Origin of the sequence: Pseudomonas sp. StFLB209 (assembly GCF_000829415.1) — a bacterium.
Classification (GTDB): domain Bacteria; phylum Pseudomonadota; class Gammaproteobacteria; order Pseudomonadales; family Pseudomonadaceae; genus Aquipseudomonas.
This window is the reverse complement of sequence record NZ_AP014637.1, coordinates 5,306,370-5,329,046: the sequence shown is the minus strand read 5'-3', so window position 1 is coordinate 5,329,046 and position 22,677 is coordinate 5,306,370. Positions and strand designations below refer to the sequence as shown.

The following is a 22,677-nucleotide window of genomic DNA, read 5'->3' as shown; positions in this document are numbered from 1 at the left end:
ACGCGCCTCCGTAGGAGCTGCTTCAGCAGCGAACGGGCCACGGCTCTCCAAGGGGCTCTCCAATAGGTAACCCAATGACTGACCTTTCAACGATAACCGCCAGCCCTGGCGCGCCAGGCCAGGGATTGTTTTGGCGTCAGACGATCGCTGCCGCGTTGCACCGTCTGTGGCAGAGCGCAGTGGTGCTGTGGGCAGCGTTCACGGTGTCGTTCGTGATTCTCTATGCGCTGCCCAGTGACCCGGTAAGCATCATGCTTAACCAGAGTGGTGAACCCTCGGCGGCGGATCAGGCGCAGATTCTGGCGTTGCGCGCCGAATACCATCTGGACGAGCCGCTGGCGGTGCAGTACGGCATTGCCTTGTACAAAGCCCTGCAACTGGACTTCGGTCATTCGATCCAGAGCGGCGAGCCGGTGGCGGCGGCTTTGCTCCAGGCATTGCCTGCCACCGCACAGTTGAGCCTGCTGGCGTTGTGCCTGGCGTTACTGGGCGGTATCGGTCTGGCGCTGGCCGCCAGCCTGGTGCGTTGGCGCTGGCTGCGCGACGCCTTGCTCGGGCTGCCGGCGTTGTCGGTGTCGTTGCCCACGTTTTGGGTCGGGCTGCTGCTGTTACAAGGCTTCTCGTTCAAGCTGCACTGGTTTCCGGCCATGGGTAACCAGGGTTTTGCTGCGCTGGTGTTGCCAGCTTCGACCCTGGCCATTCCCACCGCGGCGGTGATTGCCCAGGTGCTGCTGCGCTCACTGGTCAATGTCTCGCGCCAGCCGTTCGCCGAAAGCCTGCTGGCCAAGGGGCTGAGCCGCCGGCGCTTGCTGTTCGTGCACCTGCTGCACAACGCGGCGGTGCCGGTGTTGAGCCTGTCCGGAGTGTTGGTGGGCAATCTGCTGGCGGGGTCGGTGGTCACCGAAACCGTGTTCTCCCGTGAGGGCGTCGGGCGTTTGGCTCAGGCGGCGGTGAGCAATCAGGACATTCCCATGGTGCAAGGCGTGGTGCTGCTCGCCGCGGTGATCTTCATTCTGGTCAACCTGCTGGTGGACCTGCTGTATCCGTTGCTTGATCCACGTATCCGCGCAGGTGCCCCATGACTACCACCGTTCTATATGCCGCAAACGGTACCGGTTGGCTGGCCCGCGTGCGGCCGGTGCTGCGCAAACGGCCGTTGCTGCCGTTGGGCATCGTCGTGCTGAGCCTGGCCCTGGCCTGGGCGCTCTGGCCGACTTTATTCAGCACCCAGGACCCGTTGCTGGGGCTGCCGGCCGAAGCGCTGCAACCGCCCAGCGCGCAGCACTGGTTCGGCACTGACCATCTGGGCCGCGACCTTTACAGCCGCGCCGTGCATGGGGCGGCGTTATCGCTGCAAGCCACCGCGCTGGCGGTGCTGATCGCCTTGTTGGTGGGCATCTTACTGGGCACGGTCGCCGGCTATTTCGGTGGTCGGCTGGATGCCTTGTTGATGCGCATGGTCGAGGTGTTGATGGCGATTCCGTCGCTGTTGCTGGCCATGGCGATCATCACCGTACTGGGCTTCGGCACCCTGAACATCGCCCTGGCGGTGGGCCTGTCGTCAGTGGCGACCTTTGCCCGCCTAGTGCGCGGCGAAGTGCTGCACTGGCGCAGCCGGTTGTTTGTCGAGGCGGCGTTGGTGAGCGGGGTCGGGCCATGGGGGATCATTCGTGGGCATATCCTTGCCCATGCCGCCGCGCCGGTACTGGCCCTGGCGGCGCTGGAGTTTGGTGCGGCAGTGCTGTCGGTGTCGGCCTTGAGCTTTCTCGGCTTTGGCGCGCCGCCGCCGCAACCGGAGTGGGGGCTGCTGATTTCCGAAGGACGCAACTATATGGTCGCGGCCTGGTGGTACACCACGCTGCCGGGGCTGGTGCTGGCTTCGGTGGTGCTGGCGGCCAACCAGTTGGCGCGGGCCATTCAGGACATTCAGGGAGAACACCCATGAGCCAGCCAATCTTGCAGGTTGAAGGTCTGCGCATCGGTTACTGCAGCACCGCCGGGCGGGTCGAGGGCATTGATCAGGTGGGTTTTGCCATCCATCCGGGGGAAATCGTCGCAGTGGTTGGTGAGTCCGGTTCGGGCAAGTCCACCACGGCCGGGGCGCTGATTGGCCTGTTGGCCAGTAACGCGGTGATTGAAGCCGGCAGTATTCGCCTGGCCGGCGAAGAGCTGGTCGGCCTGGGCGAGCGCCAGTGGCGTCAGCGCCGCGGCCGGCTGGTGGGCTTTGTGCCGCAAGACCCCGGCCTGTCGCTGGACCCGGTAAAACGCATCGACCAGCAACTCAGCGAGGCCATGACCGTACACGGTGTAGCGCGCCGCGAGGCCCGCGCACGGGTGCCAGCGTTGCTGGCGCAGGTTGGCCTCAATGAAGTCGAGCGGGTGGCGCGCAGCTATCCGCATCAGTTGTCGGGCGGCATGCGCCAGCGCATTCTGATCGCCATTGCGCTGGCCAACGACCCACCGCTGATCATTGCCGATGAGCCCACCAGTGCGCTGGACGTCGGCGTGCAGCGCCAGGTGCTTGATCGTCTGCAAACCCTGGCCCGCCAGCGCGGCACAGCGGTATTGCTGATTACCCACGACCTTGGGGTGGCGCTGGATCGCGCTGACCGGCTGATCGTGATGCAGCGCGGGCGCATCGTTGAAAGCGGCCCGGCGCAGCAGATTTTCCAGCACCCGGCGCACGCCTATACCCGGCAATTGCTCGATGCGGCACCGACCCTGAGCGATGCACCGCAAGCGCGCCGTGACAGGGTGTTGCGTGCCGAGCCGCTGTTGCAGGTGCATCTGCTGCGCAAGGATTTCTCCAACTGGCGCGTGCCTGGGCGCGCAGCGGTCGATGAGGTGTCTTTCAATGTGCTACGCCATGGCACCACCAGCCTGGTGGGCGAGTCGGGGTCGGGCAAGTCGACCACGGCGCGGCTGATTCTCGGCCTGGAGCGGGCCGACCGTGGCCAACTGCTGTTTGCCGGGCAAGACCTGAGCCGCCTGTCGCGGCGCGCCTGGCAGCCCCTGCGCCAGCGCATTCAGATCGTCTACCAGAACCCTTATGCGTCACTTGACCCGCGCTGGACCCTGGAGCAGATCATCAGCGAGCCGCTGCATGCGTTTGCCATTGGCGAGCGCGCTGCACGCCGGGCGCGTGCGGCGAGTCTGCTGGAGCAGGTCGAACTGCCGGCCCATCTGTTGCAGCGCAAGCCCGGCGAGTTGTCTGGCGGTCAGCGCCAGCGCGTGGCGATTGCCCGTGCCCTGGCGCTGGAGCCGGAGCTGCTGGTGCTCGACGAAGCGCTGTCGGCGCTGGATGCCTCGGTGCAGGCGCAGATCCTCAAGCTGCTGGGGCAATTGCAGCAGCGTCTGGGCCTGAGTTATCTGTTCATCTCCCATGACCTGGCCGTGGTGCGGCAGATTTCCGATCATGTCGTGGTGATGCGCGACGGTAAGGTGGTGGAGCAGGGCGCCTGCGAGCAGGTGTTTCAGGCGCCGTCGTCCGACTACACCGCGAAGTTGCTCGCTGATGTGCCGGGAAGGCTCTGGCTCGATACTCAAGTACCTGAAGCTGCGTTGGCGCTTAATTATGGAAATGCATATTAGCTTAGATTTTTAATTCATTTTCGGCATCACGCGCGGATTGCTAGCATCGCTTTATCAAGCAAATCAAACAGGAACTGATCCATGTCCCACACCGTGATCGCCAGCCAGCACGATGAAGAAATCAACGCGCTGCTGCGCCAGCGCCTGCCGGAGTACACCATCGTTGCCATCGGCCAGGGCGCGCCGCAGGTGCCGCCCGAGGCGAGCATTCTGTTGACCCGGCCGTTCTTCGGTAATTTTCTCACTCAGGAACTGCCGGAGCAGCCGGCGGGCTGGCCGTTCAACCTCAAGTGGGTGCAACTGACCTCGTCGGGCATCGACGGCTACCCGGCCTGGCTGTTCGATCAATTGCCGGTGTCGTCGGCGCGCGGCACAGCCTCGGTGGCGGTGGCCGAATTCGCCCTGGCGGCGATCCTGGCCCAGGTCAAACAGTTTCCGCAGGTCTGGATCGACAGCGCCGAACAGTGGCAGCGCTTCCCGCTGCAACAACTGAGCGGCAGCACGCTGGGCATCGTCGGCTTTGGGGCCATCGGCCGTGACCTGGCAGTGCGGGCCCAAGCGCTTGGGGTCAGGGTGATCGCGGTGAACCGTTCGGGCAAACCCTTCGATGTACCGGGAGTCGAACGCGCCGAAAGCCTGGAAAAACTGTTCGCCGAATCCGACCACGTGGTACTGGCCGCACCGGCCACCTCATCCACCCGGCAACTGGTCGACAAGGCTCTGCTCAGCCACGCCAAACCGGGCCTGCACCTGGTCAATATCGCCCGCGGCAGCCTGATCGACGAAGCCGCGCTGCTCGACGCGCTGGACGCCGGCCAGCTCAGCCGCGCCACCCTCGACGTCACCGCCGTAGAACCGACCCCGGCTGACCACCCCTTCTACAAACACCCCAAAGTGCGCCTGTCGCCCCACGTATCCCCGGCCAGCGGCGTGATCTGGCACAACATCGTCGAACACTTCGTCGCCAACCTGCTGCGGTATCACAAAGACCAGCCGCTGGGTGATGTAGTGGATTTTGAGCGTGGGTACTGAAAACAGACAGACTCGCTCCTACAAACTATTCAACAGCCAATCCCGAAACACCACCAACGCCGGCAGGTTCTGGAAGCGGGTCGGATAGGCCAGGTAATAGCGGCGTCCGCTGTCCATCGGTGCAAACAGGCTGACCAGCTCGCCACGTGCCAGCTCATCGCGCACCAGCACACTGGGCACCAGCGCAATGCCAATCCCGGCCGCTACCGCCTGAATCAAATGCGAGGTCACCTCAAAACTCGGCCCCGGGCGCATGATGTGGTGGTCCAGCCCATGATGCTCAAACCAGTCCGACCAGGCGTTGGGCCGCGATACCACGCTTAGCAGCGAACGCTGGGCGACATCCGCAGGGCGCATGCCGGCATGGTCGGGCAGGGCGCTCGGGCTGGCAATCACCAGCAGTTCCTCGGCCATCAGCGGATGCGCAATGTACCCCGGCCAACTGCCGTTACCGACGCAAATCAGCGCATTCATATCCGCCGAAGCGGCGCTCAGGTCGCCTGAGGCAATGCGCGAATGGATATGCACCACCGAGCCGGGGTGCCGGGCATAAAAGTCATGCATCTGCGGCAGCAGCCAGCGCGAGCCAAAGGTCGGTAGCACTGCCAGGCTCAAGGTGCCGCTTTGCGACTTGTGGGCGATGGTCTGTAAGGTGGCGCTGCGGATGCGCCCCAGTGCGGCGGCCAGTTCATGCTGGTACAGCGCGCCTGCGGTGGTCAGTTCGATGCGCCGGCCATCGCGCTTGAACAGCTCGACCTCCAGCTGCGCCTCCAGTGCCTGAACCTGACGGCTCACCGCACTCTGGGTCAGCGCCAGCTCATCGGCGGCCTTGGTGAAGCTGCCATGCCGGGCCGCCGCCTCGAAAGCGATCAGCAATGACATGGACGGGGTAAGACGACGCGGATTCATGCACAGGGCTCATTCATAAAAGTCATGCAAAACGGCCAGGATTTACATTTGCCGTGCGCATGGATCTTACGCAAAATCGCGGCTAACCGTGAATAGCAGCGTATCCGGGCTTGGTCCCGGGCTACGTGTTCTGCATATAAAAAGTCTTAGCATCAGGAAATACCGCCATGATTGCCCAGCTCAAACCCGCCACCGGACAGGCCGATCTCTACGAGCGCTTCCTTACCGCCCTTGGCCAGTCAGGCTTTGCCGGAGAAATTGCCAGGGATCATGGCTCACGTACCGTACTGGGCACTGATAACTCGATCTATCAGCGCCTGCCCCAGGCAGCGGTATTTCCCCGTGATCGCGATGACGTCGAGATCGTTGCCCGCCTGGCCGGCAGCCCGGAATTCCAGCAGATCGTCCTCACCCCACGCGGCGGCGGCACCGGCACCAACGGCCAGTCACTGACCGACGGGCTGGTGGTCGACCTGTCGCGGCACATGAACCGGATTCTGGAAATCAACGTCGAAGAGCGCTGGGTACGGGTCCAGACCGGGGTGGTCAAAGACCAGCTCAACGCGGCGCTCAAGCCCCACGGGCTGTTCTTTGCCCCTGAACTGTCGACTTCCAACCGCGCCACCATCGGCGGCATGATCAACACCGACGCCAGCGGCCAGGGCAGTTGCACCTATGGCAAGACCCGTGACCACGTGCTGGACCTGGACACCGTCCTGCTCGGCGGCGGCTCGGTGTACAGCCATGTGATTGACGAAGACACCCTCAACACCGCCAAAGCCGGCAGCGGCCGTGCCGCCGAGGTGTACCGCTGCGCCCAGGGTATCGCCGATGAAAAGGCGCAACTGATCAAGGACATTTTTCCGCCGCTCAACCGTTGCTTGACCGGCTACGATCTGGCGCACCTGCGTGAGCAGGATGGCCGCTTCAACCTCAATAGCGTGCTGTGTGGTTCGGAAGGTTCGCTGGGCTTCATCGTTGAGGCGCGCCTGAACGTGTTGCCGATTCCCAAGCATTCGATTCTGGTCAACGTGCGTTATGCCGGCTTCATGGAAGCGCTGCGCGATGCCAAGGCGCTGATGGCGCACAAGCCGCTGTCGATCGAAACCGTGGACTCCAAGGTGTTGATGCTGGCCATGCAAGACATCGTCTGGCACGGCGTGGCTGAATACTTCCCGGCTGACCCCGACACCCCGACACTGGGCATCAACCTGATCGAATTCAGCGGTGATGAGCTGGACGACGTCGAGCGCCGCGTACATGAGTTCATCGAACACCTGCAAACGGATACCTCGGTGGTACGCCTCGGCCACACCCTGGCGGTGGGCAGCGCGGCGGTGAACCGCGTGTATGCCATGCGTAAACGTGCGGTGGGCCTGCTGGGGAACGTCAAGGGCGAAGCACGCCCGCAGCCGTTCGTGGAAGACACCGCCGTGCCGCCGGAAAAACTCGCCGATTTCATTCAGGAATTTCGCGACCTGCTCGACAGCTTCGGCCTGCAATACGGCATGTTTGGCCATGTTGATGCCGGGGTGCTGCACGTGCGGCCGATCCTCGACATGAAAGACCAGGCCCAGGCGGCCCTGATCCGGCCGATTTCCGATCAGGTTGCCGCACTGACCCAGAAACACGGCGGCCTGTTGTGGGGCGAGCACGGCAAGGGTCTGCGCTCGCAGTATGTGCCGGGTTACTTCGGCGAGCTTTACCCGTCGTTGCAGGCGCTCAAGGCGGCCTTCGACCCGCATAACCAGCTCAACCCCGGCAAGATCGCGACCCCGGCCACGCGCCCGGAGGCAAAACTGACCCTGGTTGACGAAGTGCAACTGCGTGGCGACCTGGACCGCACCATTGACGAGCGGGTCTGGCAGCACTACGAGAGCGCCGTGCACTGCAACGGCAACGGTGCCTGCTACAACTACGACCCCAACGACGCCATGTGCCCGTCGTGGAAGGCCACCCGCAACCGCATCCACTCGCCCAAGGGCCGTGCCTCGCTGATCCGCGAATGGCTGCGCCTGCAAGGCGAACAAAACATCGACGTGCTGGCTGCCAGCGTGCGGGCGCGGTCGGCCAGTTTCTTCACCGGGCTGGTCAGCAAGGTGCGCAACAGCCTGGGCCGACGCCGTGGCGAGCAGGACTTCTCTCACGAGGTGTACGAGGCCATGGCCGGTTGCCTGGCGTGCAAATCCTGCGCGGGCCAGTGCCCGATCAAGGTCAACGTGCCGGACTTCCGCTCGCGGTTTCTGGAGCTGTACCACACCCGTTATCTGCGCCCGCTCAAGGACTACCTGATCGGTTCGCTGGAATTCACCATTCCGTACATGGCGCGCTTCCCCAAGCTGTACAACGCCATCATGGCCGCCAAACCGGTGCGTTACCTGCTGGAACACGTGGCCGGTATGGTCGACAGCCCGCTGCTGAGCCTGATGGATTTTCGCGCCGCCTGCGCGCGCTGGAATGTGGCCATCGCCACCCCGGAACGCCTGGCGCGGCTGAGCGACGCACAGCGCCAGCGCACCGTGATTGTGGTGCAGGACGCTTTCACCCGGTACTTCGAAACCCATCTGGCTGCCGACTGGCTGGAACTGATCAGCCGCCTGGGTTATCAGGTGTACCTGGCGCCGTTCGCGCCGAACGGCAAGCCGCTGCAGGTGCAGGGTTTCATGGCTGCCTTTGAAAAAGCCGCTGCCTACAACAGCCAGTCGCTGCGGACTCTGCAGGCCTACGGCATCCCGCTGGTCGGTCTGGACCCGGCGATGACCCTGGTCTATCGCCAGGAATACAGCAAAACCCTCGGCGAACAGGCACCGACGGTATTGCTGCCTCAGGAGTGGCTGGTCGATGCCCAACTGCCGGAGCGTGAAGCGTCAGGCCAGGTGTTCCGCTTCCTGCCGCACTGCACCGAGAAAACCAACGAACCGGGCAGCGTCGGCCTGTGGCAGAAAGCCTATAGCCGCCTGGGCCTGAAGCTCGACGTGTTGCCCAGCGGCTGCTGTGGCATGTCGGGCACCTACGGCCACGAAACCCGTAACGTGCAGACCTCCGCGATCATCTACCAACAGTCCTGGCAGCCACTGGTCGCCAAACACGGCGAAGATGGCGGGCTGGTCGCCGACGGCTACTCGTGCCGCAGCCAGGTCAAGCGCCAGGATGGCAAGGTGGTACTGCATCCGCTGCAGGTACTGCTGGCGCACTTGCGTGGCAGCAATACCCAATAACGCAAACCGAGCCTTTGAAAGCGCCCGCATGTGCGGGCGTTTTTCTGTGTACGGCAAACCTGCGGCAATCTGTCTGAATCTCTGTTGGCCGCTCGGGTCAGACCTGATGTGGCACCCGATCATCGAAGGTGTACAAACGTCGATTGCAACCAGAGAGGTCACCATGAGCAATAACGAACTGGAGCGCGAAGTTCTTACCCGTCTACTGCACGCCCACCCGGCCGGGCTGGGCAAGGAAATTCTGGACAACTACCGGGGTGAGAAGGTCGTCGCCCAAACCCTCAAGGATTTGCAGGCACGTAACCTGATCCATGGTCAGCCGGTCACGTCCGAACAGGACGAGCCGCAGATCACCTTTCCTATCAAACTGAGCAGTGCCGGGGTGGAGCAGGCCAAGCGCCTCGACGCCTGATGACTTGAGCAGAAGCCTGTGAACCTGGCTGTTCGCAGGCTTCTGGTTGAAATGCTGTGATCGCCGCATATCCAGCCGCCGACAAGATTCTCTGAACTTCCCCGCCCATCACTGGCCCCATTCAAGACAGGGCAGCCAACCGGATGCCCGCGATCCAGGAGAGTCAGGATGCCAAGTGAAGACGGCAAGATTCGCTACGGTGTGGTAGGCGGCGGGTCGATTTCTCAAGGGGCATTCATGCCCGGTGTCGGCCAGACCGGTAATTCGACGCTGACGGCGCTGGTGACCGGTGACCCGGACAAGGCTGATCGGCTGGCGACGCTGTATGGCATCAAGGCCTACCGTTATGAGGACTATGGCAAGCTGCTCAAGTCCGGCGAGATTGATGCGGTCTACGTGGCCACCCCCAACTTTCGCCATCTGGAGTTCGTGCTGCCGGCTCTGGAGGCGGGCATCCATGTGCTGCTGGAAAAGCCCATGGCCACCAATGAGACTGACTGCCACACGATGATCGAAGCGGCCAACCGTACTGGCAGCAAGCTGATGATCGCATACCGGCTGCACAGCGAGCCGGGCACGCTGGAGATCATCGAGCGGGTGCGGGCAGGGGAGTTCGGTGTGCCTCGGCTGTTTACCTCGACCTTCACCCAGACCGTCAAACTCAGTAATCACCGTACCCAACATGGCTTTAGCGCAGGTCCCGTGCCGGATATGGGGCCGTACCCGCTGAACATGGTGCGCCAGTTGTTCGCGGCCGAGCCGATTGAGGTCAGTGCAGTGGGCGTCAAGACGCCGGGCCGTGATATCGGCACCTGGGACACGGTGACCGTTTCATTGCGCTTTCCGGATGAGCGCCTGGCGCAGTTCACGGTCAGCTACAGCCTGCCGGACAGCGAGCGCTTCCAGCTGATCGGTAGCGAAGGCGAGGTCGAGGCTTCACCTTGTTTCGGTTACGGCGAAGGGGTCGGCATTGCTTACCGTGCCCATTTGCAGGACGAGAGCCGCAGGGTCACCCATCCGGTGGTGGATCAGTTTGCCGGTGAAACTGCGTATTTTTCTGACTGCATACTTAACAACGAAGTACCGGAGGCCGATGGCCAGGAAGGCTGGCGCGATGTTCGGGTGGTCGCGGCCATCGAGCGCGCCTTGCAGACCGGGCACCCACAGGTGCTGGAGCCGTTGCCGGCCAGGCGCGGACCACAACCCGGCCAGGCGCGGCAGTTCCCGCTGGCCAAGGTGCCGGAGATGATCGACACCGAGATGCCGACGGAATAATTGTCGGGAGCGCGGTCTTGTGGGAGGGCGTTTAGGCACTGCAAGTCTCTGTGGGAGCAGCCGGCCGGCGTTCCGGTCGCACGTGAAGAGGCCGGTAAAGTCACCGCATCTGCTGCGAACACGCCGCCGTCTTCGCTAGCAAGCTAGCTCCCACAAGGGCTGCGGCGCTTATCTGAGCAGTATTGCCTGTAGGCCAGAGCGCAACGAAACACTGTCACATCCCTGCCAAGCCTGGCTGTTAGCGTGAAGCCTCACATCTGCAAGAGGCTTCTCCATGACCCTGTTCGACCCCACACGCCGTCGCATCATTCAAGTGGCCGGTGCCGGTCTGCTCTTGCCGGGCCTGGCACCGGCAGTGATCGCTTCGAATCGGGACCGACCGAAGATCACCGATGGCGTGCAGTCCGGCGACATTTCCGGCGACCGTGCCGTGGTCTGGAGTCGCTGTGACCGGCCTGCGCGGCTGATTGTGGAATGGGACACCCGCAGCATGTTCAGCAACCCGCGCCGGTTGGTCTCGGCGCTGGCCGATGCGCGCAGTGACTTCACCGCCAGGGTCGACCTGAGCGAATTGCCGGCCGATCAGGCGATCTTCTATCGCGTGCAGTTCGAGGATGCGCAGTCCGGTGTGCTGAGCGAGCCGGAGTTTGGCCACTTGCGCAGTACCCCGCAGCAACGGCGCAACCTGCGTTTTGTCTGGAGTGGCGACACGGTGGGGCAGGGGTTTGGTATCAACCCGGACATCGGCGGCATGCGTATCTATGAAGCGATGCGCCTGCGTCTGCCGGATTTCTTTATTCACAGCGGCGACACCATTTACGCCGACGGTCCGGTGCCGGCGCAACTGAGTACCGAAGGCGGGCGGATCTGGCGCAACATCACCACCGAGGCGAAAAGCAAGGTGGCCGAGACCCTCGACGAGTACCGCGGCAATTATCGTTACAACCTGATCGATGAAAACCTGCGCCGCTTCAATGCCCAGGTGCCGCAGATCTGGCAGTGGGACGATCATGAGGTGACCAACAACTGGTCACCGGGCAAGCAGCTCGATGACCGCTACAAGGTCAAGGACATCAAGCTGCTGGCGGCGCGCGGTCGTCAGGCGTTTCTCGAATACGCGCCGATGCGCCTGCAGCAGGCTGACAACGGCGGGCGGGTGTATCGCAAGATTGGCTATAGCCCGATGCTTGATGTGTTCGTGCTGGACATGCGCAGTTACCGTGATGCCAACGACGCCAATCTGAGTGAAAAGCCTGGCTCAGGCACGGCTTTTTTAGGGCGCGAGCAACTGGACTGGCTCAAGCGCGAACTCAAAGCCTCTAAAGCGCAGTGGAAGATCATTGCGGCCGACATGCCCATTGGGCTGGGTGTGCCGGACGGCGAAGTCAGCCCCGGCGTACCGCGCTGGGAAGCCATTGCCAACGGGCAGGACGGTGCGCCGGCCGGACGGGAGCTGGAAATCGCCGAGCTGCTTGGCTTTCTCAAGGCCCAGCAGGTTCGCGATTGCGTATGGCTGACCGCCGACGTGCATTACTGCGCGGCTCACCATTACCAGCCTGAGCGCGCGGTGTTCCAGGATTTCGACCCGTTCTGGGAGTTTGTCGCCGGTCCCCTGAACGCTGGCAGCTTCGGCCCCAACCCGCTGGACAAGACCTTTGGCCCGGAACTGGTATTCCACAAGGCCCCACCAGCGCAGAACACCTCGCCGTTTGCCGGCTTTCAGTTTTTCGGGGAGGTCAATATTGACGGGCAAAGCGCCGCGCTGACCGTAACCCTGAGGGATCTGGACGGGGTCGCGGTGTTCGAGAAGACCCTGGCGCCCGCTGTCAGTTGAAGGGCGATTGGCCTGGTTGCAGCGGCCAAATTCCTGTGAAAGCCTGTGCATACAGCTGGTTAAACAGTAACCAGCTGTTTTAAAAGTAATTTTTTTAAACAAAGGGCTTCACAGACGTAAATAATGTTGGTAAATTGCCGCTCATTCCAGCACAGCCCGCCAAACAGGCTTGCAGGAATCTTCAGCAGAGTGTTTCGCACTCGTCGCTACAGGGGCGTCGCCAAGCGGTAAGGCAGCAGGTTTTGATCCTGCCATGCGTTGGTTCGAATCCAGCCGCCCCTGCCATTTTCTCTCAGGCTCAGCCGGGCCGAATCTCTAAATAATCGCTCTTGAAGTCGTCAGCACATTAGCCGCCAACAGGCCCGTATGCGTGCGCAGATTTTTTTTCGTTCAGATGCCGCAGGGTATGAAACCTGCAGTGCGTAGCGTAACTGCCAGAACTTTGACGACGATTTATGAACCCAACTGCCTTCCTGTCTGGACGCCTGACGCCCAAAGCGCTGTCGATGTGGATCGTGGTCTTCATCTGCCTGGTCTGTGTCTCGCTGCTATTGGCCACGCTCTGGCAGGTCAAACAGTCGGCGGATGAGCGTCTGGCCAATGCCCGCAGTGCGGTGTTCAACATCGTCCGGGCGGCCGAACAACACGCTACCGACACCGTGCGCCAGGCTGACAGCACTCTGAAGAACATTGCTGAACGCATCGAGGTCGATGGCTGGGGTGCGCCGCAGCGGCTGCGTCTTTCACAACTGATGGCCCGCAACGTGGTGGATGTGGAGGGCGTGCAGGGGCTGTTCATCTACGATGAACACGGCAACTGGATCGCCAACTCGTTCACCCAGACCCAGAGCAGCCGCAACAACAGCGACCGCGACTACTTCATCTGGCACCGGGACAACCCCAGTGCGGCGGTCCATATCGGCTCGATTGTCGCCAGCCGCACGACAGGCGATCTGATCGTACCGATCAGCCGACGCCTCAATCATGACGATGGCAGCTTTGCCGGCGTGGTTCTGGCCACTGTGCCGGTGGCGTATTTCCAGAGCTTCTTTGAACGGCTGGACGTTGATGGCAAGGGCGTGATTTTCCTGGCCCTGGCAAATGGCGACCTGCTGGCACGTCGCCCGACGCTGGAAAAGATCATCAGTACCAATATCGCCAAGGGCGAGATCTTCAGCAGGTACTTGCCGCTGGCTGATCATGGCAGCGCCGTGGTCACTTCCGTGGTTGACGGGGTCGAGCGGCTGTATGCCTATCAGCGTATTCCCGGCTTGCCGCTGGTAACGGCTGCGGGCCTGTCGCTCGATGCGGTGTACGCCCAGTGGTGGAACTATGTGTGGCGTTCCTTCGCCCTGACCGGTTTGATGGTGACGGTAGTGGCTTTGCTCGGCTACCTGATCTGGCAACAGATTCAGCGGCTGTTGCGTGCCGAGCACAGCCTCAGTGCTGCGCACCGTGAACTGGAACAGATTGCCCGCACCGACGGCCTGACCAGCATTGCCAACCGCCGCTCGTTCGACCTGGCGCTGGAGCGCGAGTGGGCTCATGCCAGGATCAACCGGCTGCCGCTGGGTGTCATCCTGCTGGATATCGACTGGTTCAAGCAGTACAACGATCGCTACGGCCATCTGCAAGGCGATGAGTGCCTGAAACGGGTCGCCCGCCTGCTGCGTGACAACCTTGAACGCCCCGATCATATGGCCGCGCGTTACGGCGGTGAAGAGTTTGTGATCCTGCTGCCCGGCAGCGCACTGGCCGATGCCGCTGCTGTCGCCGAGCGGGTTCGCGCAGCGATTGCTGCCGACTGCCTGGAACACGCTGCCAGCCCGCTCGGCCATGTGTCGATCAGTGCCGGTGTGGTCAGCAGCGACAGTCTTCAGGCCAGTAACGCTGCCCAGTTGCTGGCCAGCGCCGATCAGTTGCTGTACCAGGCCAAGCAGCAGGGCAGAAACCGGGTCTGCCAGGCTGGGCCCAGGGTGTACCGGGTTTCCTGACTCAGGCTGTACGGGGTTTGCCGAAACCTGCAAATAGCAGATAAAACGCACCGGCCATAATGGCCATGTCGGCAATATTGAACACGCCGGTATGCAGGCTGCCAACGTTCAGCACCAGGTAATCCACCACATGGCCGTTGCGCCAGGCGCGGTCGAACAGGTTTGAAGCACCGCCCAGAGCAATCAGGTACACCGCTGCGGCTTTGGCAGGTGCAGCCTGCCAGCGCGACAACGCCCACCAGAGCGCCCAGGCCACCACCACACCCACCCCGACGATGAAAATGCCTTGTTTGAGCATCGGCGGCAGCCTGGCGCCCAGGCTCAGAAAGGCGCCGGGATTCAGGCTCAGAGCGACGTCCAGCCATAGGCTGTCGGAGCCGTAGCGAAAGTGCTCGTAGGGCAGGCGGGCGAGGGCGACAAGTTTGACCCACTGGTCGAACAGCACGAACAGGATGCCTGCAACAATGGCGAAAGCCGGTTTTTTCAGGATGGATGGCATAGAGAGCGACGCTGCCTGTCAGCAATGGAAGAGGGCGTGAAGATAGCCTGTTTCTGCAGCCAGTTCATGAAATCCGCAAGCGCTCAAGCCCCATTGCCGCAAGCCGATACACCCAGGTCTTTGTCATGGAGACTTCGTTATGCCTCGCAGGACGCGCTTGTTACTGACTCTTTTGGTGCTGGTGGCACTGTTTGCCGTTGGGACCCGGCTCGACTGGTCGTACCCCTGGAGAATGTACACCGGCTACCAGCAGTTTTCGAACAGCCTGCCCGACCGTGCAACAGTCGAGCGGCTCAACCTGCGCCTCAAGGCCGAGTTTGGTGGCGATGTTGAAGCTGACTACCGCATTAGCGTGAACGACGAAGGCAAGGTCACCCGTGTGATTGGCCTGAACTGGGTGTGTCGCACCGGTGTTGAAGGGCAGGCTTTCATCAAGGCCACCATGCGCCAACTTGACCAGCCAAGCTTTGAATGGCCTGATGAGATCCATATGCAATTCAAGTGTGCCCTGGCCAAACGTGAGGTCTGGCGCGGTTGATCCTGATGATGGAGAACCCATGAAAATCGGCGTCATTTCCGATACCCACGGCCTGCTGCGTCCCGAGGCCGTGGCGGCCTTGCAGGGCTGTGAGCGGATCATCCACGCCGGGGATATCGGCAAGCCCGAAGTGCTGGAACACCTGGCGCGTAACGCACCCTTGCATGTGGTGCGCGGCAATAACGACCTGGACTTTGCCTGGGCGCAGAACCTGCCGGATCAATCACTGTTCGATCTGGGGCCGTGGCAGGTGTTGCTGGTTCACGATATCGCTGATGTGCCTGCGCCGCTTGATCCGGCGATAAAACTGGTCATCACCGGCCACTCGCACAAACCCTTGATTGACTGGCGCGGCGAGCGGCTGTTCCTTAACCCCGGCAGTGCCGGGCCGCGACGCTTCAAATTGCCGGTGACCGTGGCGCTGCTGGAGGTGTTGGATTCGGGTATCGAGGCGCGGCTGGTGGCGTTGCTGGCTTCATGAGGCAACGCTCGGTTTTCACCGTGCTGATGCTGCGAGTCGTGGCCATTGTGGTCATGCTCCCGGTGACGCTGTTGGCCGGGGTCTATGGCCTGCTGGCGCTGGGTCTGCTGGTGTCCTTTGTCGTTGAAGAGGCTGTGCTGTCTATCGAGGACATGCTCCGCCGCGTGGGGCTGGCGGTTTTGCTCGGTGGCGGCTGGTTCGGCATCGTAACGGGCTGGCGGCTTTACTATCATTTTTTAAAATCATTCGGGTATCCGCGGTGGTCCAAATGGGCCTGGGCCGGTTTGCTCAGCGGCACACTGTGCAGTGTGGTCCTGCTGGTCATCACCGGGCAGTTGTTCATGCTCTGGCCGCTGCTGGGGGCCGCCTGGCTGGCCGGCTTGCTGCTCAACGCTGGCCGTAACAGGCGCAGTGCCTGAGCGGGCGAATCAGCCGCAACGAAATGGAGGACGGTATGCCGTACTTGATCATCGCTTATGACCATCCGGGCAAGGACCAGGCACGTGAGCAGGTGCGTGATGCGCACCGCCAGTACCTGGCGACCTATGGCCGCAAGTTGCTGTCATCCGGCGCGCTGCTGGATGAGACTGGCACCCGGATCATCGGCGGTGCTTCGTTGATCGACACCGAAAACCGGCAAGAGGCTGAACGCTTCGAGGCAGAAGATCCTTACGCCAAAGCGGGCATTCGCGCCGAGGTGCAAATCATACCCTGGCGGTTGCGCTGGTGGCTGGGGCAGTTCGATGCGGCTGGGCATCATCCCTCGAACAACTGCTGATATTCTGCCAACCCCATAGCTCCTTCTGGTCCGCGATGCACATTCCTGAACACCTGATCATTTTTGAAACCGGGCACTGGGTTCTCAACCATCACATGGCTTCTGCGCTGCCAGGCTATCTGATGCTCGGTGCCAAAACTGCAGGTGCCTTGGGCGATTTGCCTGAGATCGCCCAGGCTGAACTGGGTGTGCTGCTCGCCAAGGTTCAGCGAATCATGCAGAGCGAGTTGCAACCTGAGCAGTTGTATATCAGCCGTTACGGTCATGAGGCGGGCTGGCCTATTCATTTTCATTGCATCCCTGTCTATGCCTGGGTCGAAGAACTGTTCTGGAAGGATGAGCGCTACCGGGCGCTCAGAGCGTTCGATTACCCTCCCGCTGCCAGCCCGAAGACCGACGGTGCCGAACTGACTCTGTTCATTTGGCGCGAGTTTGGGGAGAACCCGACCAAACCACCGGTTGTCGGGCCAGGGCGTGAGCAGGTCGTTGCCATACTTCGTCGTGCTTTCGAAGAATGAGGGCTTACCAAGCTGGCGCGAAAAGCCCCTTCCTTCAGGTGGGGGATGAAAGCGCCACCGCGAAGCGGTCATAGGGGTTAACATCCATAAAACCGCCCCATCCTGTGTTTCATGACTGAAATGAAAGCGACCAAAACCCTCAAGATTCGAGTGCGAGACAAGCATGCAGCGCAACTGCGTGAAGCTTCTCGTGCTGTGAATTTTGTGTGGAACTACGTAAACGAGTTGAGTAGTCGCTCGATTCGTGAGCATGGTCGTTTTCTGTCGGCGTTCGACATTCACAAGTACACCAACGGGGCTGGCAAAGACCTGGGACTGCACAGCCAATCGGTGCAGGCTGTTGCCGACGAATATGTCACACGGCGCAAGCAGTTCAAAAAGCGCCAGCTCCGCTGGCGCTGCTCGGGCGGTGCTCGGCGCAGCCTGGGCTGGGTGCCCCTCAAGGCCGGCGCTGCTGTCTGGAAAAACGGCCAGGTCGTCTTTAACAAACAGCACTTCAAGGTCTGGGACAGCTACGGCCTGGCGGGTTTTAAATTCAGATCCGGTAGCTTCAACGAGGACAGCCGTGGACGCTGGTATTTCAACGTCGTGGTCGAGGTCGACCGCCAGCTGTCGCCGGGCCAGGATGCCGTGGGTATCGACCTTGGGTTGAAAACCACGGCCACTTGCAGCGACGGTGACAGGCTCGAAAGCGGACGCTTCTACCGAGACCTTGAAAAGTCGCTGGGCACGGCCCAGCGCGCCGGCAAGAAGGCCCGTGTGCGGGCGATTCACGCCAAAATTGCGAACCGCCGCAAGGATGCCCTGCACAAGTTCAGCAACGCGCTGGTCGCGCGTTGTGGCGTCATTGTGGTGGGCGATGTGAACTCACTGAAACTCGCGAAAACCAGGATGGCCAAGTCGGTGCTGGACGCCGGCTGGGGCCAATTGAAAACCATGCTGGAATACAAATGCGATCACGCAGGCACGGTTTTCAAGGTTGTCAGCGAGAGAAACACCACCCAAACCTGTTCGAGCTGCAAGCAATTGCCGGACTCGAGGCCCAGAGGTATCGCAGGGCTTGGAATAAGGGAATGGACTTGTTGTGGGTGCGGTGTCACCCACGACCGCGACGTCAACGCCGCAAAGAACATTCTCGCGCTCGGGCATGAGCGTCCAATTGTGGGAATCCCAGCCCTTTAGGACGGGGAGGATGTCAACCTCTGCAACATCCGCAAACGCTCTAGTCGCGAACTCACAGTGCAGGCAGCGAGTCGAAATCCGGCTTTTCAATCATGGAATTTCACTGCTGCAAGGAGACTGTCGATGTTGCATTCAATCCCCCCATTCCTGCGTCGTGCCTGCCTGGCCGGCCTGTTGCTGGGCGCGCCACTGGCCCAGGCTGCCGAGGTGCTGTTGGTCGGCAACAAGGACGGCGCCAGCGTCTCGGCGCTGAGCATGGCCGATGGCAAGGAACTGTTGCGTCTGCCGGTGGGCACCGGTCCTCATGAGGTCATCGTGTCGCGTGACAATAAACTGGCTGTGGTTGGCAATTACGGTGCGCCGGGCAAGCCCAACAACAGCCTGACGGTGATCGACTGGCCGACGCGCAAGGTGCAGCGCACCGTGGACCTGGGCGAGAACACCTTTCCTCACGGCATCCGCTTTCTGCCGGATAACCAGCGCATTGCAGTCACCACCGAGGGCAGCGAGCGCCTGTTGCTGGTGGACCTGAAACAGGGCGAGGTGGTGCAACGCATCGCCATTGGCGGTGGCAAGCCACATATGGTCGAGCTGTCGCCGGATGCGAGCCGTGCTTATGTGACCCATGTTGACGGCGGCAGCCTGTCGGTGGTGGATCTTGAGCAGTACCAGAAGATCGCCGACGTCGAGACCGGCAAAGGCAGTGAAGGTATTGCGATCAGTAAGGATGGCCGCGAAGTGCTGGTCAGCAACCGCGAAGCCGATGAAGTGGTGTTTGTTGATACGCAGAGTCTGAAGGTCACCGAGCGGATCAAGACCGGCCAGTTTCCGATCCGCATCGTCATGACCCCGGATGGCAAACACGCGCTGGTCACCAATGCGCGTTCGGCTGAACTGTCGGTTATTGATGTAGCACAGAAGAAGGAAATCAAGCGCATCGCCCTGGCCCAGGAGGGCGTGAGCTACCGCAAGACCATGCTCGGTGAAGCGGCATTGCCGATCGGTGCGATTGTTGCTCCCGATGGCAAGCGCGCCTTTGTGGCGGTCAGTGGCGGTGACCATGTGGCGGTGATCGACACCGCTACATGGACTATTCAGCAGCGCTGGAAGGCCGGGCCGGAGCCCGATGCGCTGGCCATCATCCGCGATTGACACGAGGGGCGGATTGGCCGGGCAATGGACTGGATTCGCCAACTGAGCTGCCTCCCACCGAATGCGCGTCTAGCTGCAATACTGTTCAGATAAGCACCACAGATCTCTGGGGGAGCGACCTTGGTCTGGGCGGCACTCCGACGAAAGGGCCAGGAAAGTCACAGCATCTGCTGCGAATGTGCCGCCGCCTTCGCTGTGGTCCGGCACCCCGGCAAGCTAGCTCCCACAGGTTTAATAGAACAGTATTGCGTCTAGCTGCGAATCAAGCTCTGCCAGCGTCGCGCCGGTGCCCGGCAAGGGGTGTGCGGGATTGCCATCGATATACAGCAGCGTCGATTAAGAGCTGACGCCTGACTGGCGCGTGATGCGCGCTCCCTTACCACTTCATTTCGCCGGTAGCGACCTTGGCGCCGATATCCAGGGCGATGCCCAGCCCGGCATTGGGATAAGCGGTTTGCATGGCCTTGATCAGCGTGGCGCTGTCTTTGGCTTTCTTCAGTTCGGTGTCCCAGCGTTGCAGGTACTGCTGGGTGTAGGTCACTTGCGAAACGTCCTGCGCGGCGCCCGGTGCAGCGTGCCCTGGCACCACGATGGCCGGTTTCAGGGCGGCGATGTCCGCAAGCTTGGCCGACCAGGCCGCGCGGTCTTCAGCGCTGGCAGCGTCGGCGGTCCAGGCATGCAGCCCGGCGTACACATTGACCCCGCCGACCACGGCTTTGATCGAGGGAATCCACACATAGCTGCGATGCGGCAGGCGGCCGTCGGCGCCACGGATTTCCAGGGTCTGGCCTTCCAGCGTCAGCGCGTTGGCTTCAAGCACGGCAGGCAGGCTGACATGTGCGGGGGCATTGGCGCCCATTTTCGCGGGCCAGAAGCTCAGCTTGGTCGGCAGGGTCGCCTCGATCTTTTTGATCGTTGGCGCAGTGGCAACTACTTGGGCATCCGGAAAGTAGCCTTTGAGGATATCAATGCCGAAGTAGTAGTCCGGGTCAGGCTGGCTGATGTAGATGGTCTTCAGGGTCTTGCCGCTGTCGAGCACCATGGCCGCGATGCGCAGCGCGTCAGCGCGGGTGAAACCGGTGTCGACCAGCAGCGCGTCAGTCTTGCCGGTGACCAGCACGGCGTTGACGTTAAAGCTGTTGGCATCGGCATGGTAGACCTTGAGGTCCAGTGGGTCGGCTTGAGCGGCCGCAGCGGCCGACAGCGAGAGTGCGGCGACGGCAGCCAGACGGGTGAAAAGGCGCGGGATCGTCATCAAAGGTGTTCTCCAAGCTGGATTGCAGCGGCTGCTGCGGGTGGAGAGCACTGTATTGATTCAATAGGCGCAGATAAACTTCGCTTCAGGCAATAGTTTGTCAACCGGATCGAGCATATCAATGGATCGTCTTACCGCCATGCGGGTGTTTGTAGAGATTGTCGAGCGGGGCAGCATGAGCGCTGCCGCCGAGGCTTTGGACATGTCCAGGGCCATGACCAGCCGCTACCTTGAAGGGCTGGAAGCCTGGCTGGGCGTGCGTCTGCTACACCGCACCACGCGCAGGTTGGCCTTGACCGATGCCGGTGAGCAGGCGCTCAAGAGCTGCCGGGAAATGGTCAGCCTGGCCGGCGACATTGTTTCGCAAGCCAGTCAGGCCGGCGAGGTGCAGGGGCGGCTGCGGCTGACCTCGGCGCCGTCGTTCGCGCAGGCGCAATTGACCGCAGCGGTGGTGGAGTTTCAGGCCCTGCACCCCAAAGTCGAGATTGACCTGGTGATGGTCGACAGGACGGTCGATCTGGTCCAGGACCGCATCGATCTGGCCATTCGCCTCAGCCAGCGCATCGATGACGAACTGGTCGCTCGGCGTCTGGCGGTCTGCCGATCGGTCCTGTGCGCGTCGCCGGCTTATCTGGCCCGGGTCGGTACGCCTTTAAGCCCCGAGGATCTGGCGGCGCATAAAAGCATTCTGCACAGTCATGGCTTTGCGACCAGTTACAACCTGCGCAAGGGCGAGCAACTGACAGTCGTACAAGCGCGAGGCAGCCTGACGGCGAACGAAACCTCCATCGTGTTGGCCGCCGCACTGGCGGGTGCGGGGATTGCGATGCTGCCGACCTATTACGTGGGCGAGGCGCTGGCCCGCGGCACACTGCAGGTGGTGTTGCCCGACTATGCACTCGATACCATGAATATCCACGCCGTCTACCTGTCGCGGCGCCACCAGCCGTTACCGCTGCGCTTGCTTATCGAGTTTCTGGCCGAGCGATTTGGCGGCGATGTTGCACCTTGGGACCGGGTTGCGCTTGATTCGTAGGAGCGGCTTTAGCAGCGAAGCTTTTCGCGGCTAAAGCCGCTCCTACGAGGTCGGTCGCGCAGGCAGATCAGCGAATGTGTCAGCTGTGTAGCAGAGCACTACCAAGCGGCGATTGCCCGGAAAAGAATGACGTTTATACCTGTCGGCCAGATTTGAAGCGTCGGGTATCCGGCCAGACCAGGGAGCAGCATCGTGCCATTGGCCAGCAACCACCCGCTTGTACGGCGTAGCACAGGCAGCGGCGAGCACAACGCCGTATTTATCGTCGCCTCCGGCCCATCGGCGCGGGACTTTCCTATTGAGCGTTTTGCCAAGGTGCCGATGATTACCATGAACGGCGCGATCTCGATGTTCGCCCGCACCAGCATCCGACCTTTCTGTTACGCCTGCACCGACAAGGATTTTCCACGCCAGCAACCGCAGTTGTTCAACGAGGCCGTTCAGCGTAGCCAGCGCCTGGCTGTATGGGACGAGCTGCTGGACGACCTGCCTGCGCTGTCGGCAGATAAAGTCCTGCCTCTGAAGAAGGCCGGGCCGCCGTCGCTGTTGCGTACGTTGCTGCGCCGCGAGCGCAACCTGGTGCGCAGCGGCGCTTTCTGGAGCCGCCGTGCCCGTTCGCTGGGGTTCAGCAAGGACCTGTCGCAAGGCTTTTTTGATGCGCGCACGGTGGCGTATCTGGCGCTGCAAATCGCCTATCACTCGGGGTTTCGCAAGGTCTTTCTGGTGGGCGTGGATCTGGATCAGTCGGCCGGGCGCTTTTACGAGGCCAGCCCGAACGATCCGGCCAATTCACCCTGCGGCCTGGACCAGCATTTTCAGCGGCGAATTTTGCCGTCGTTGCAGATCATGGCTGACAAGGTGGTGGGCGAGGACTTTGCGGTGTACAACCTGTCGCCACGCTCGCGAATCCCCGAGCGGGTGATTCCCAAGGTCAGCCTGGCGCAGGTCGAAGGCATGCTCAACGCATAAAAAA

At 61.8% G+C, this 22,677-nt stretch carries 21 protein-coding genes and 1 tRNA gene; 19 read left to right on the top strand and 3 right to left on the bottom strand.

Features of this window, described 5'->3' with window-relative positions:
- Positions 1-74 precede the first annotated feature (74 nt).
- From PSCI_RS23730 to PSCI_RS23715, 4 genes are all read left to right on the top strand, one after another.
- Complete coding sequence (locus PSCI_RS23730) at positions 75-1,082, top strand: ABC transporter permease (RefSeq protein WP_084710097.1); 1,008 nt, start codon at positions 75-77, stop codon at positions 1,080-1,082.
- Entirely contained in the window at positions 1,079-1,945 is an 867-nt protein-coding gene (locus tag PSCI_RS23725) for an ABC transporter permease (RefSeq protein ID WP_084710095.1), read from the top strand. The genes PSCI_RS23730 and PSCI_RS23725 overlap by 4 nt, the downstream gene beginning before the upstream one ends.
- Positions 1,942-3,591 (top strand): dipeptide ABC transporter ATP-binding protein, encoded by a 1,650-nt coding sequence (locus tag PSCI_RS23720; RefSeq protein ID WP_045491748.1) that lies wholly within the window; start codon positions 1,942-1,944, stop codon positions 3,589-3,591. Before PSCI_RS23725 ends, PSCI_RS23720 begins: the two co-directional genes overlap by 4 nt.
- Positions 3,592-3,672: 81 nt before the next feature.
- On the top strand, positions 3,673-4,623 hold the full coding sequence (locus PSCI_RS23715) for a D-isomer specific 2-hydroxyacid dehydrogenase family protein (RefSeq protein ID WP_045491745.1): 951 nt from the start codon (positions 3,673-3,675) through the stop codon (positions 4,621-4,623).
- Between the two features lie 18 nt (positions 4,624-4,641).
- Here PSCI_RS23715 and PSCI_RS23710 read toward each other — a convergent pair whose 3' ends face one another.
- Entirely contained in the window at positions 4,642-5,532 is an 891-nt protein-coding gene (locus PSCI_RS23710) for a LysR substrate-binding domain-containing protein (protein WP_045491742.1), read from the bottom strand.
- Positions 5,533-5,699: 167 nt separating this feature from the next.
- On the opposite strand from PSCI_RS23710, the gene ydiJ reads away from it, so the two are divergent.
- From ydiJ to PSCI_RS23680, 6 genes are all read left to right on the top strand, one after another.
- A complete protein-coding gene (gene ydiJ / locus PSCI_RS23705; protein ID WP_045491739.1) occupies positions 5,700-8,750 on the top strand; it encodes a D-2-hydroxyglutarate dehydrogenase YdiJ in 3,051 nt (1,016 codons plus the stop codon).
- Positions 8,751-8,913: 163 nt separating this feature from the next.
- Entirely contained in the window at positions 8,914-9,162 is a 249-nt protein-coding gene (locus tag PSCI_RS23700) for a hypothetical protein (RefSeq protein ID WP_045494821.1), read from the top strand.
- A 168-nt stretch (positions 9,163-9,330) separates the two neighbouring features.
- Positions 9,331-10,437 (top strand): Gfo/Idh/MocA family protein, encoded by a 1,107-nt coding sequence (locus tag PSCI_RS23695; RefSeq protein WP_045491737.1) that lies wholly within the window; start codon positions 9,331-9,333, stop codon positions 10,435-10,437.
- Positions 10,438-10,711: 274 nt separating this feature from the next.
- Positions 10,712-12,271 carry an alkaline phosphatase D family protein gene (locus PSCI_RS23690; RefSeq protein ID WP_045491735.1) on the top strand — a complete coding sequence of 520 codons (1,560 nt, stop codon included), beginning with the start codon at positions 10,712-10,714 and terminating at the stop codon, positions 12,269-12,271.
- Between the two features lie 210 nt (positions 12,272-12,481).
- A tRNA-Gln gene (locus PSCI_RS23685) sits at positions 12,482-12,556 on the top strand.
- A 170-nt stretch (positions 12,557-12,726) separates the two neighbouring features.
- Positions 12,727-14,265 (top strand): sensor domain-containing diguanylate cyclase, encoded by a 1,539-nt coding sequence (locus tag PSCI_RS23680; protein ID WP_045491732.1) that lies wholly within the window; start codon positions 12,727-12,729, stop codon positions 14,263-14,265.
- 1 nt (position 14,266) lies between these two features.
- On the opposite strand, the gene PSCI_RS23675 is transcribed toward PSCI_RS23680, so the two are convergent.
- On the bottom strand, positions 14,267-14,764 hold the full coding sequence (locus PSCI_RS23675; RefSeq protein ID WP_045491729.1) for a signal peptidase II: 498 nt from the start codon (positions 14,762-14,764) through the stop codon (positions 14,267-14,269).
- A gap of 139 nt (positions 14,765-14,903) precedes the next feature.
- On the opposite strand from PSCI_RS23675, the gene PSCI_RS23670 reads away from it, so the two are divergent.
- From PSCI_RS23670 to PSCI_RS23640, 7 genes are all read left to right on the top strand, one after another.
- Positions 14,904-15,302 carry a hypothetical protein gene (locus PSCI_RS23670; RefSeq protein WP_144403320.1) on the top strand — a complete coding sequence of 133 codons (399 nt, stop codon included), beginning with the start codon at positions 14,904-14,906 and terminating at the stop codon, positions 15,300-15,302.
- Positions 15,303-15,321: 19 nt separating this feature from the next.
- Positions 15,322-15,783, top strand: coding sequence for a metallophosphoesterase family protein (locus tag PSCI_RS23665; RefSeq protein WP_045491723.1), 462 nt, complete (start codon positions 15,322-15,324; stop codon positions 15,781-15,783).
- Complete coding sequence (locus PSCI_RS23660) at positions 15,780-16,202, top strand: hypothetical protein (RefSeq protein ID WP_144403319.1); 423 nt, start codon at positions 15,780-15,782, stop codon at positions 16,200-16,202. Before PSCI_RS23665 ends, PSCI_RS23660 begins: the two co-directional genes overlap by 4 nt.
- Before the next feature lie 35 nt (positions 16,203-16,237).
- The gene (locus PSCI_RS23655) at positions 16,238-16,561 is read left to right on the top strand and encodes a YciI family protein (protein WP_045491717.1); all 324 of its coding nucleotides are present in this window, start codon (positions 16,238-16,240) and stop codon (positions 16,559-16,561) included.
- A 35-nt stretch (positions 16,562-16,596) separates the two neighbouring features.
- On the top strand, positions 16,597-17,079 hold the full coding sequence (locus PSCI_RS23650; RefSeq protein WP_045491715.1) for a hydrolase: 483 nt from the start codon (positions 16,597-16,599) through the stop codon (positions 17,077-17,079).
- A 120-nt stretch (positions 17,080-17,199) separates the two neighbouring features.
- Positions 17,200-18,261: an RNA-guided endonuclease InsQ/TnpB family protein gene (locus tag PSCI_RS23645; RefSeq protein ID WP_045491713.1), complete on the top strand. Its 1,062-nt coding sequence runs from the start codon at positions 17,200-17,202 to the stop codon at positions 18,259-18,261.
- 123 nt (positions 18,262-18,384) lie between these two features.
- Positions 18,385-19,413 (top strand): YVTN family beta-propeller repeat protein, encoded by a 1,029-nt coding sequence (locus PSCI_RS23640; RefSeq protein ID WP_052483497.1) that lies wholly within the window; start codon positions 18,385-18,387, stop codon positions 19,411-19,413.
- Between the two features lie 376 nt (positions 19,414-19,789).
- On the opposite strand, the gene PSCI_RS23635 is transcribed toward PSCI_RS23640, so the two are convergent.
- Positions 19,790-20,668 (bottom strand): MBL fold metallo-hydrolase, encoded by an 879-nt coding sequence (locus PSCI_RS23635; RefSeq protein WP_045491711.1) that lies wholly within the window; start codon positions 20,666-20,668, stop codon positions 19,790-19,792.
- Between the two features lie 121 nt (positions 20,669-20,789).
- On the opposite strand from PSCI_RS23635, the gene PSCI_RS23630 reads away from it, so the two are divergent.
- Both PSCI_RS23630 and PSCI_RS23625 read left to right on the top strand, forming a co-directional pair.
- Positions 20,790-21,704, top strand: coding sequence for a LysR family transcriptional regulator (locus PSCI_RS23630; protein ID WP_045491709.1), 915 nt, complete (start codon positions 20,790-20,792; stop codon positions 21,702-21,704).
- A gap of 192 nt (positions 21,705-21,896) precedes the next feature.
- Positions 21,897-22,673: a lipopolysaccharide biosynthesis protein gene (locus tag PSCI_RS23625; protein ID WP_231906491.1), complete on the top strand. Its 777-nt coding sequence runs from the start codon at positions 21,897-21,899 to the stop codon at positions 22,671-22,673.
- Positions 22,674-22,677: the final 4 nt, after the last annotated feature.

What these genes read in the sequence shown, in the direction of transcription:
- PSCI_RS23670 (WP_144403320.1), top strand. Translation starts at nt 14,904, where the DNA reads ATGCCTCGCAGGACGCGCTTGTTACTGACTCTTTTGGTGCTGGTGGCA.
- PSCI_RS23675 (WP_045491729.1), bottom strand. Translation starts at nt 14,764, where the DNA reads ATGCCATCCATCCTGAAAAAACCGGCTTTCGCCATTGTTGCAGGCATC.
- PSCI_RS23710 (WP_045491742.1), bottom strand. Translation starts at nt 5,532, where the DNA reads ATGAATCCGCGTCGTCTTACCCCGTCCATGTCATTGCTGATCGCTTTC.
- PSCI_RS23655 (WP_045491717.1), top strand. Translation starts at nt 16,238, where the DNA reads ATGCCGTACTTGATCATCGCTTATGACCATCCGGGCAAGGACCAGGCA.
- PSCI_RS23635 (WP_045491711.1), bottom strand. Translation starts at nt 20,668, where the DNA reads ATGACGATCCCGCGCCTTTTCACCCGTCTGGCTGCCGTCGCCGCACTC.
- ydiJ (WP_045491739.1), top strand. Translation starts at nt 5,700, where the DNA reads ATGATTGCCCAGCTCAAACCCGCCACCGGACAGGCCGATCTCTACGAG.
- PSCI_RS23665 (WP_045491723.1), top strand. Translation starts at nt 15,322, where the DNA reads ATGAAAATCGGCGTCATTTCCGATACCCACGGCCTGCTGCGTCCCGAG.
- PSCI_RS23720 (WP_045491748.1), top strand. Translation starts at nt 1,942, where the DNA reads ATGAGCCAGCCAATCTTGCAGGTTGAAGGTCTGCGCATCGGTTACTGC.
- PSCI_RS23660 (WP_144403319.1), top strand. Translation starts at nt 15,780, where the DNA reads ATGAGGCAACGCTCGGTTTTCACCGTGCTGATGCTGCGAGTCGTGGCC.
- PSCI_RS23680 (WP_045491732.1), top strand. Translation starts at nt 12,727, where the DNA reads ATGAACCCAACTGCCTTCCTGTCTGGACGCCTGACGCCCAAAGCGCTG.
- PSCI_RS23730 (WP_084710097.1), top strand. Translation starts at nt 75, where the DNA reads ATGACTGACCTTTCAACGATAACCGCCAGCCCTGGCGCGCCAGGCCAG.
- PSCI_RS23725 (WP_084710095.1), top strand. Translation starts at nt 1,079, where the DNA reads ATGACTACCACCGTTCTATATGCCGCAAACGGTACCGGTTGGCTGGCC.
- PSCI_RS23700 (WP_045494821.1), top strand. Translation starts at nt 8,914, where the DNA reads ATGAGCAATAACGAACTGGAGCGCGAAGTTCTTACCCGTCTACTGCAC.
- PSCI_RS23695 (WP_045491737.1), top strand. Translation starts at nt 9,331, where the DNA reads ATGCCAAGTGAAGACGGCAAGATTCGCTACGGTGTGGTAGGCGGCGGG.
- PSCI_RS23645 (WP_045491713.1), top strand. Translation starts at nt 17,200, where the DNA reads ATGAAAGCGACCAAAACCCTCAAGATTCGAGTGCGAGACAAGCATGCA.
- PSCI_RS23630 (WP_045491709.1), top strand. Translation starts at nt 20,790, where the DNA reads ATGGATCGTCTTACCGCCATGCGGGTGTTTGTAGAGATTGTCGAGCGG.
- PSCI_RS23640 (WP_052483497.1), top strand. Translation starts at nt 18,385, where the DNA reads ATGTTGCATTCAATCCCCCCATTCCTGCGTCGTGCCTGCCTGGCCGGC.
- PSCI_RS23715 (WP_045491745.1), top strand. Translation starts at nt 3,673, where the DNA reads ATGTCCCACACCGTGATCGCCAGCCAGCACGATGAAGAAATCAACGCG.
- PSCI_RS23690 (WP_045491735.1), top strand. Translation starts at nt 10,712, where the DNA reads ATGACCCTGTTCGACCCCACACGCCGTCGCATCATTCAAGTGGCCGGT.
- PSCI_RS23650 (WP_045491715.1), top strand. Translation starts at nt 16,597, where the DNA reads ATGCACATTCCTGAACACCTGATCATTTTTGAAACCGGGCACTGGGTT.